This is a genomic window from Rhodococcus ruitaii, assembly GCF_055230935.1.
In genome coordinates, this window is record NZ_JBUYWC010000024.1 from 74,682 (window position 1) to 82,363 (window position 7,682).

General features: G+C 65.4%; 7 protein-coding genes and 1 tRNA gene. 3 read left to right on the forward strand and 5 right to left on the reverse strand.

The window, feature by feature from the left end; all coding sequences use genetic code 11:
- Positions 1–13: 13 nt before the first annotated feature.
- From ACZI8W_RS24845 to ACZI8W_RS24855, 3 genes are read right to left on the reverse strand one after another with little or no spacing between them, the layout of a single operon-like run.
- The gene (locus ACZI8W_RS24845; protein WP_463371198.1) at positions 14–2,131 is read right to left on the reverse strand and encodes a bifunctional copper resistance protein CopD/cytochrome c oxidase assembly protein; all 2,118 of its coding nucleotides are present in this window, start codon (positions 2,129–2,131) and stop codon (positions 14–16) included.
- Positions 2,132–2,162: 31 nt separating this feature from the next.
- Complete coding sequence (locus ACZI8W_RS24850) at positions 2,163–2,879, reverse strand: response regulator transcription factor (RefSeq protein WP_463371199.1); 717 nt, start codon at positions 2,877–2,879, stop codon at positions 2,163–2,165.
- Positions 2,843–4,186 (reverse strand): sensor histidine kinase, encoded by a 1,344-nt coding sequence (locus ACZI8W_RS24855; protein ID WP_463371200.1) that lies wholly within the window; start codon positions 4,184–4,186, stop codon positions 2,843–2,845. The genes ACZI8W_RS24850 and ACZI8W_RS24855 overlap by 37 nt, the downstream gene beginning before the upstream one ends.
- A gap of 29 nt (positions 4,187–4,215) precedes the next feature.
- Here ACZI8W_RS24855 and ACZI8W_RS24860 point away from each other — a divergent pair, with 29 nt between their 5' ends.
- The 3 genes from ACZI8W_RS24860 (at position 4,216) to ACZI8W_RS24870 (ending at position 5,659) form a co-directional block, all read left to right on the forward strand.
- Positions 4,216–4,683 (forward strand): hypothetical protein, encoded by a 468-nt coding sequence (locus ACZI8W_RS24860; protein WP_463371201.1) that lies wholly within the window; start codon positions 4,216–4,218, stop codon positions 4,681–4,683.
- Between the two features lie 152 nt (positions 4,684–4,835).
- Positions 4,836–5,534 carry a DedA family protein gene (locus ACZI8W_RS24865; RefSeq protein ID WP_463371202.1) on the forward strand — a complete coding sequence of 233 codons (699 nt, stop codon included), beginning with the start codon at positions 4,836–4,838 and terminating at the stop codon, positions 5,532–5,534.
- 51 nt (positions 5,535–5,585) lie between these two features.
- A tRNA-Arg gene (locus ACZI8W_RS24870) sits at positions 5,586–5,659 on the forward strand.
- A 44-nt stretch (positions 5,660–5,703) separates the two neighbouring features.
- On the opposite strand, the gene ACZI8W_RS24875 is transcribed toward ACZI8W_RS24870, so the two are convergent.
- Both ACZI8W_RS24875 and ACZI8W_RS24880 read right to left on the reverse strand, forming a co-directional pair.
- Positions 5,704–6,870, reverse strand: coding sequence for a site-specific integrase (locus ACZI8W_RS24875; RefSeq protein ID WP_463371203.1), 1,167 nt, complete (start codon positions 6,868–6,870; stop codon positions 5,704–5,706).
- Positions 6,860–7,450: a helix-turn-helix domain-containing protein gene (locus ACZI8W_RS24880; protein WP_463371204.1), complete on the reverse strand. Its 591-nt coding sequence runs from the start codon at positions 7,448–7,450 to the stop codon at positions 6,860–6,862. Before ACZI8W_RS24880 ends, ACZI8W_RS24875 begins: the two co-directional genes overlap by 11 nt.
- Positions 7,451–7,682 lie beyond the last annotated feature (232 nt).

The window sequence follows — 7,682 nt, forward strand, 5'->3', positions numbered from 1 at the left end:
TCCGGCAGGTGGATCAGGGTGCGGCGGTGTCCGGCGCCGTGTTATCCGATACGGCGCCGCTCTCCGATCCTCCCGGGTTCTCCGATGCCGCCGGGTTCTCCGGTCCTTCCCTGTCGCGGCGCGCCAACTCCGCGAACATCGCGTTGTGCGCAGCAAGATCGGCGTCGTCGTCGCGATCGGCGGCCCGGTCCACACGACGTGCCGTACGTTGGTCGCTGCGCGACCACTGCACCACCAACGCGATCATCACGAGCACGAGCGGGATCTCACCCGCCGACCACGCGATGCTGCCGCCGACCTTCTGGTCCGAGAACAGGTCGGCGTTCCATGGCAGCGCCAGTCCGCGGTAGTACGACTCGGCCATGACCGACCCCATGCTCATCAGGGTCACGCCGAAGAACGCGTGGAACGGCAGCGACCCGAACACCATCGCCAGCTTGGTCACGGGCTGCACATCGCGCGGCGACGGGTCGACACCGATGACCACCCAGTAGAAGAGGTAGCCGCTCAGCAGGAAGTGCAGGTTCATCAGCACGTGCGCGGTGTGGCTGTCGGCGAACGCGGTGAAGATTCCGCCCAGGTACAGGGCGTAGAACCCACCGACGAACATCACCGACGCGACGAGCGGGTGGGTGAAGAAACGCGACGGGGGGCTGTGCAGGAACTCGAGAATCCATTCGCGGGGTCCGGGTGGGCTGCCGCGCCCAGCGGGCCTGAACGCACGCAACGCCAAGGTCATCGCACCGCCGAGCGCGAGCAGCACCGGGACGAGCATCGACATCGCCATGTGAGCGCCCATGTGCACGCTGAACATGGCCGGCGAGTACATCCCGACCCCTGAACTGGTGGTCACGAGCAGGACGAAGCATCCTGCGAACCACGCGACGGACCGGCCGATCGGCCACACGTCACCGCGCTTGCGCAGCGTCCGCAGTCCGATCGCGTATCCGACCGCGAGCACGAGCGCTGCTGTGCCGAAGATCAGGTCGAACCGCCATTCGCCGAAGAACAGGCTCATGAACGTGGGCGGTTCGCTGAGGTTGTAGCCGAGTTCCACCTCGAGCACCGACGGCGCCGCTGCCGGCGGAGGCGGCGGGGTCCGGCCGAGGCCCACGGCCAGCCCCACCGTCGCGGCAAGGATCAACGATTCGACCGCTCCGAACCGCACGAACACCGCCCGGTTCGTCGGGTCTGCTTCGAGCGCCGGCAGTGCCCTGCGCCGCTGCGCCCACCCGAAGAGACCGAGCACGATCAAGGCCACCGTCTTCGCGACCACCAGTTGCCCGTACGTCGTGGTGAACAGATCACCGAAGGGCACCCGGACCGCCGCGTTGATCACACCGCTGACCGCCATCACCACGAACGCGATGGACGCGACGAACGAGAATCTCCGGGCTGCCAGATCGGAATACTCGCCTCGGCGCCACGCGTGGGCGAGCACCGCGAACAGGCCACCCACCCACACGGACGCCGCCACCAGGTGCAACACCAGACTGTTGGTGGCCATGTCGTGGGAACCGCCGGTGGCCGAATGCCCGGTCAACACAATCGGCATCAAAGTCACAAAAGAGAGCAACAGCAGGTAGGGCGTCCACGCCCAACGCAGGGCCAGCCTGATCAGGATCGCGGTGATCAGTGCCAGCACTGTCGTCCAGGCCCACGCGAGAGACGTCTCGACCTGACCGAGGGCCGAGAACAGGTTCTCCGGCCGGACCGCCTCGGAGAACGGCTGGCCGGAGGTGTCCGACAATGTCAACGGCACCATCAGCGCGGCCGTGACCGCCCACACCACCGCGGAGACACCCGCGGTCCGCATCGCGCGGTATCCGCCGACGTCGAGGATCCCGTTCGCTTGCGGAGGCACGAGGAACGTCGCGAAGAACAACGAGCCGATGGTCAGGACCGTGGCGATCTCCGACACCGCGCGCACCATCGGAAGCCCGTACGTGGTGATCGGTCCGGGATCGGGAATTCCCAGCAGCACGAGCGCCTGTGCCGCGGAAAGGCTCACGACGACGGCAGCGACCAGTGCTGCAACGACGCCGAACAGGACGAACAATGCGGAGGGGTTGCCACGCGCACGGGCCGGCGCGGGCTCTTGCGTCTCGCACTCGAGGTCGGGTGTTGCCATGCCTACCAGGGTAGGACTCCCGGGAAGTCGACTACGACGCCCCGTCGGAGTGCCCGGGTGTGACGACACCGTGGTCGAACGCGTACACGATGGCAGCGGCACGATCGCGAAGATCGAGTTTGACGAAAATGTGGCCGACGTGACTCTTCACCGTCACTCCCGCGATGCTCAGCGCATGACCGATCTCGGCATTGTTGTAGCCGCGTCCGATCAGTGCGAGGACATCGAGTTCGCGAGCAGTCAGCTCATCGAGGTTCCGACCGTTGTTCCCGTGCTGCACCGCGGCGGTGCGGTACGTCGACAGCACGCGCCCGGTCACGGTGGGATCGAGGAAACCGTCCCCCGCCGCGACCCGCCGCACCGCACGAATGAGGTCCTCCGCAGGAGAATCCTTGAGGATGAAGCCCGCAGCACCGGCACGCAAGGCGCCGGACAGCAGCTCGTCGTCGTCGAACGTCGTGAGCACGAGCACGGGAGGCGGATCGTCTTCGGTGCGGAGTTCTCGGGTCGCCTGGATCCCGTCGACCCGCTTCATCCGGAGGTCCATCACGACGACATCGGGATGGTGGGCGGCCACCGCGTCGGACACCTCCGACCCGTCGGCGCATTCAGCGACGACGACGAAGCCGTCCTTGCGTCGGAGGATTCTGCGCAGTCCGGACCGCACCAACTCCTGATCGTCGACCAGGAGCACCCCGATCTCGTCGTCGATCACGAAAGCCCCTGAATACGGCGGCGGATCGGGCATGAATCGACGGCGAGCGGGACCCGTGCACGCACAGACCAGCCTCCGGAAACGGGGCCCGCCTGCAGGTCGCCTCCGAGCAACGCTGCGCGTTCTCGCATACCCCGCAGACCCGAGCCCTCCCGGTCGCTCGGCGTCGCCGTGGGTGCACGGAGGCCGTTGTGGACCCGGAGACTCAGCACCTGCGGGCCGATCTCGAGCCGCACGTCGGTCTTCGCGGCCGGGGCATGTTTGACGATGTTCGCCAGCGATTCCTGACAGATCCGATACACCGCCAGACCGGTTGCCCCCGGTGCCGCATCGACGTCGCCCGACATCGCGAACTCCACCGGGACCCCCGCGCGCCGGAAGTCTTCGACCAACTCGGGGATGTCCGCGATTGTCGGTTCGGGTCGGGTGTCTGCAGGCCGAGCGTCGAGAAGACCCACCGTCCGTCGGATGTCCGCCATTGCCTCTCGTCCCAATCGTTCGGCGTCGGTCAAGGCGTCGACGGCTTCGTCGACGTCGCGGTCCTGTTCCAGCGCGCGACGTGCCGCCGTCAGATGCAGCAGCGTGATGCTCAGTGAATGAGCCACGACGTCGTGCACCTCGCGGGCGATCCTCTGGCGTTCGGAGGTTGCGGCCTGCTCTGCCTGGATCGACTTTGCGGCGCGTTCCTGGTGCAGGAGACGCAGTTGGGCCAGGAGCAGTCGGCCGATGATCCACCCGAGCACCACGGCGGCGAGATAGTACTGCGCGCCGTCGAGGTCGCCGGCGAACGCGAACGCCGCGAGGGTCGCTGCGCCCGCAGCCAACGCGCCGACGCTGATCGAGAAGGGGGTCATGGCGGCGATCTCACCGACCATCAACACGAGGACGAACGGGGCGAAGTCGAATGCCGTCTCCGGCGGCCACACGAGCAGCAGCGACGTCGCCGCCAGCACGACCAACCCCACCAACAGTCGCAAGAGCATCGAATTCGGTTCGATCAGGTCGCCGACGATCGGTGCGCCGGCAGCGATCAGCCCGAACAGCAGCACCCACCCCGGTGGCACGAATCCGTCGCGCTGCGCCACGGCGATACACGCGACAACGACCATCCCGATGTGGCCGAACAACATCACACCGACCGGGTAATCGTAGTCGCTCGCCGCCATACGCCGGCGGAAGAACGCCATCAATTCCACGAGATCAGCGTAGTAGGACGAATCGGCTCCCGGCATCGTTCCCGGAGTGGACTCCTTCTCCACCCACGGTAGGAGGAAGAACGCGACAACAGCACGACGTAACGGGGGGCGGATCTCCGTAGCGTTTTCCTCGAGAGCAGCCACCGCACCCGATTCGGGGGGAGATGACCGAGATGTCCTGGGACACATACCGAGCACGCCGGGCTGTATTGGATGACGTGCTCACCCGAGCACAGGTAGACGTCGACTCCGCGCTCCGGTTGCGTGAGATCCCTCGCGCGCTGGAACTTTTCGGATCGGAAGACAACGTCCTACTCACCTTGCAGCGGCACTGGACCACACACCTCGCCGTGCGCCTCGATCAGGCGCTCGAGGACGGCACATCACTGGACGCGGCGTACATCCGGCTTGCGGACGATATGCCGACGGTTCGGGCGGTGCTCGACGCAGGCGCCGATAGGTCGCCGACGCTGCGAAAAGTCCAGCGCGGTGAGGTCGCAATGATCAGTGCGCACAAAGCCGTCGAGCGCGTCACACCGCCCACCGGCGGTATGTTCCGCAAGCTCCGCCAACGGGCTGCAACCGTGAAGGCACCGATGAGCACGGCGACTCTGTGGGCAGGCAACTACGCGTGGAGGTGAGAAACGCGCGCAGTGTGAGCGATCACACCTCATCGTGATCGAGACTACTGGCCAGGGACAGAGATCGGGGGTCACCCTGATGTGCTCACACGCGACTGCGAATACCGTAGGAGCGGTAATCTCCGTGACCCGACAGGAGCATCACCGCCCTCATGGACGTGATCAACGAACTCATCATCGGCCAGGCCGCAGCCCTGTGGGTCTATCCGCTCCTGTTCTTCGTCTGCATCGTCGACGGATTCTTCCCGCCGGTGCCGAGCGAGACCATCCTGGTCACCCTGGCGTCGCTCTCGGGTTCGACTGGCAAGCCGTACTTGTGGGTGGTCATACCGCTCGCGGCGCTCGGCGCGATCATCGGCGACAACATCGCCTACGCCCTCGGACGGAAGGTCGGCACCGAGCGTTTCGCATGGATGCGCAAGCCCAAGGCCCGAGCAGCGTTCGGCTGGGCACGTAAAGGTCTCGATAAGCGCGGCGCCGCGATCATCATCACCGCCCGCTACATCCCGATCGGCCGGATCGCCGTGAACATGACCGCCGGAGCGACACGCTACCCGCGGAAGAAGTTCGTGCCGTTGACGATCATCGGAGGGATCACCTGGGCGGTGTATTCGTCGATGATGGGGCGGCTCGTGGGCGGGTTCTTCCATGAGCAACCGCTCCTCGGCGCCGTCATCTCGATCTGCGTGGCGGTGGTGTTGGGTATCGGCGTCGATCACGTGATGCAGAAGCTGCAGACCGGCGAAGTGGATGTGATCGACGCATCGGACGCCGAATCAGTGGTGGGAAACGATGCCGGGGCAGGTACCGCCGACGATTCCGAGGAGTCGGGGCCCACCCGTGCCACGTGAGACGCCCCTCCCCCGCCACCATCAGCGCGGTCCGGTTAAGATTCTGGCCGCGCCCCCGTAGCTCAGCTGGATAGAGCAAGAGCCTTCTAATCTCTAGGTCGCAGGTTCGAGTCCTGCCGGGGGCACGTCAGAGGGTGTTTTTACTCAACCTGAATAGTCGATCCATCGTTTATCCATCGCTTATGGCACGGTCCAATGCCTCCGCAACCGCCGCGTGAGTGCGCCCCCGAGCCATGTATCGGTCCTGCGTCATCGACACGTGCCGGTGCCCGAGATGGTCGGCACCGATCCGCGCAGACAGGCCCTCGTCATCGATGAGCGTGGCAACGGCCTTACGGAAACTGTGGCTCGTCACGTCGGTGACACCAAGCTCGTCGCGCACCTGACGCCATTGTCCATTGAAGTTGTCCGGATCCCGCAGAGTGCCGGCCGACGACGGAAAGATCACGCCGAGCGTGCCGAGCTGCGGCCGCTGTGCACGCTGCCGCAGCACCTCGATTGCGAACCGCGGCAGCGGGAGGGTCCGTAGCCCTGCGGCCGACTTCGCCTCGTCGAATCGTTTGACGCCCTCCCCCTTGACTCGCACCACCTTCCCGCTGATCGTCACCGTCGCGCTCTCGGCGTCCACGTCCTTCCACCGCAGCGCCAACAGTTCCGATCGCCGTACGCCCGTCGCGATGAGTAGGGCGATCGGGTCGGCGAGGTCGAGTCGCCTGCACTGCTCCGACTCCCGCAACGCCACGAGTAAGGCGCGCAGCTCGCCCGCTGTCACCTGTCGGGCACCTTGAGGTGGCGTCTTGGCTCGAATCGCGCTCACGTCCCGCACGGGGTTCGAGTCGAGCAATCCCGCCAGTACCGCGAGGCTCAGAGCGCCCTTGAGGATGGTTCTCGCCTGCCGGGCCATTCCGACGCCGTGCGCCTTGTTCATACCGCGTATGGCCGCGTCCACACGGCTCACAGTCGCCTCGCGTACGCGCACGCCGCCAATCAGGGCGTACAGCTTTGACGCCGTGTAGCGGTAGGTGTCGAGAGTCCGGGCAGCCCTACCGTCATCCTCGAGTCGGTTGATGTGCAGCTCGCACAGTTGCCGAACCGTGGTCGTTTCGGTGATGTCGTCAGCGGACGGTGCTCGCCTGTCGTCGAGCGCGTCGTGCAGCTCTTGCTCGGCGGCCGCGCCGTACTGGTCACGCTTGCCGGCCGGTGTGCGTCGTTCGACGATCCGTACTACGCCGTCCGCGTCCCGGAACCTGCATCGAGCCAGCCATACATCTCCGCCGAGATCGATTCGCGTGATCTTCCCGTGCTGCCCGATCCGTAGCGGCGGCCTACCCGCCATCGTTGAGCTCTGAATCCAGGGCGGCACGGACGAGGCTGAGATCCTCCCGAGCCTTCGCCAATCGTGTCGCGTAGGAGCGTCCAGGCAGCAGGCGTTCCATATCGTCTTTCGACAGGGGGTCAACCGCTGCCTGCTGCTCGAGACTCTCGATCTCCTCCAACAGGGCCCACCAACGGCGCGCAAGACGGAGCGCGAGCGTGTCTCGGTGCGCCTCGTCCGACAGGGAACGTTCGCCCGCAAATACCTGCACGGCATCGATAGACCGTAGGAACTGCCCGGGTAAATAGTCCACGAAGTGGTCCGGCAAATCTGGATAGAGCAGCTGAAGTGGGGGCACCCGTAGCGCGGCTGCCAAGACGATGAGGTCAGTGAGCTGTAGGTGATCACCACGGCGGCCATTCTCGAGCTTGGTGAGTACTAGCCGACTGAGCGGATGGCCCAGCCCTTCGGTCAGGTCTGCCAATTGCTGGACTGTCAGCCCCTGCGCCTTCCGCCTTCGCTTTACGGAGTTCGCGACGCGGTTTGCGGTCGCCAGCTGCCAGTCGATGCCTTCAACGGGGAGATCGCCCTTGTTCGCCATGGGACCAATCCTAGGGCAGTAGTTGACCCAATGAGAACTGTCAATTATGTTCGAGCTGCGACCACATCGGCCGTATAAAAGGTCTCAGGAGGATCTTCGTGCACACTAGTGGTCCGTGGTTGAAGTTTCTTGCCGATTAGCTTTGGCCAGGACCTGGTCGGCTGTCTTGGTCCACACGAACGGAGCGCACCGGGTGTTCCAGCCAGTGATGAACGCACGAATCTTCGTGTTC

What these genes read in the sequence shown, in the direction of transcription:
- ACZI8W_RS24845 (WP_463371198.1), bottom strand. Translation starts at nt 2,131, where the DNA reads ATGGCAACACCCGACCTCGAGTGCGAGACGCAAGAGCCCGCGCCGGCC.
- ACZI8W_RS24850 (WP_463371199.1), bottom strand. Translation starts at nt 2,879, where the DNA reads ATGCCCGATCCGCCGCCGTATTCAGGGGCTTTCGTGATCGACGACGAG.
- ACZI8W_RS24860 (WP_463371201.1), top strand. Translation starts at nt 4,216, where the DNA reads ATGTCCTGGGACACATACCGAGCACGCCGGGCTGTATTGGATGACGTG.
- ACZI8W_RS24865 (WP_463371202.1), top strand. Translation starts at nt 4,836, where the DNA reads ATGGACGTGATCAACGAACTCATCATCGGCCAGGCCGCAGCCCTGTGG.
- ACZI8W_RS24875 (WP_463371203.1), bottom strand. Translation starts at nt 6,870, where the DNA reads ATGGCGGGTAGGCCGCCGCTACGGATCGGGCAGCACGGGAAGATCACG.
- ACZI8W_RS24880 (WP_463371204.1), bottom strand. Translation starts at nt 7,450, where the DNA reads ATGGCGAACAAGGGCGATCTCCCCGTTGAAGGCATCGACTGGCAGCTG.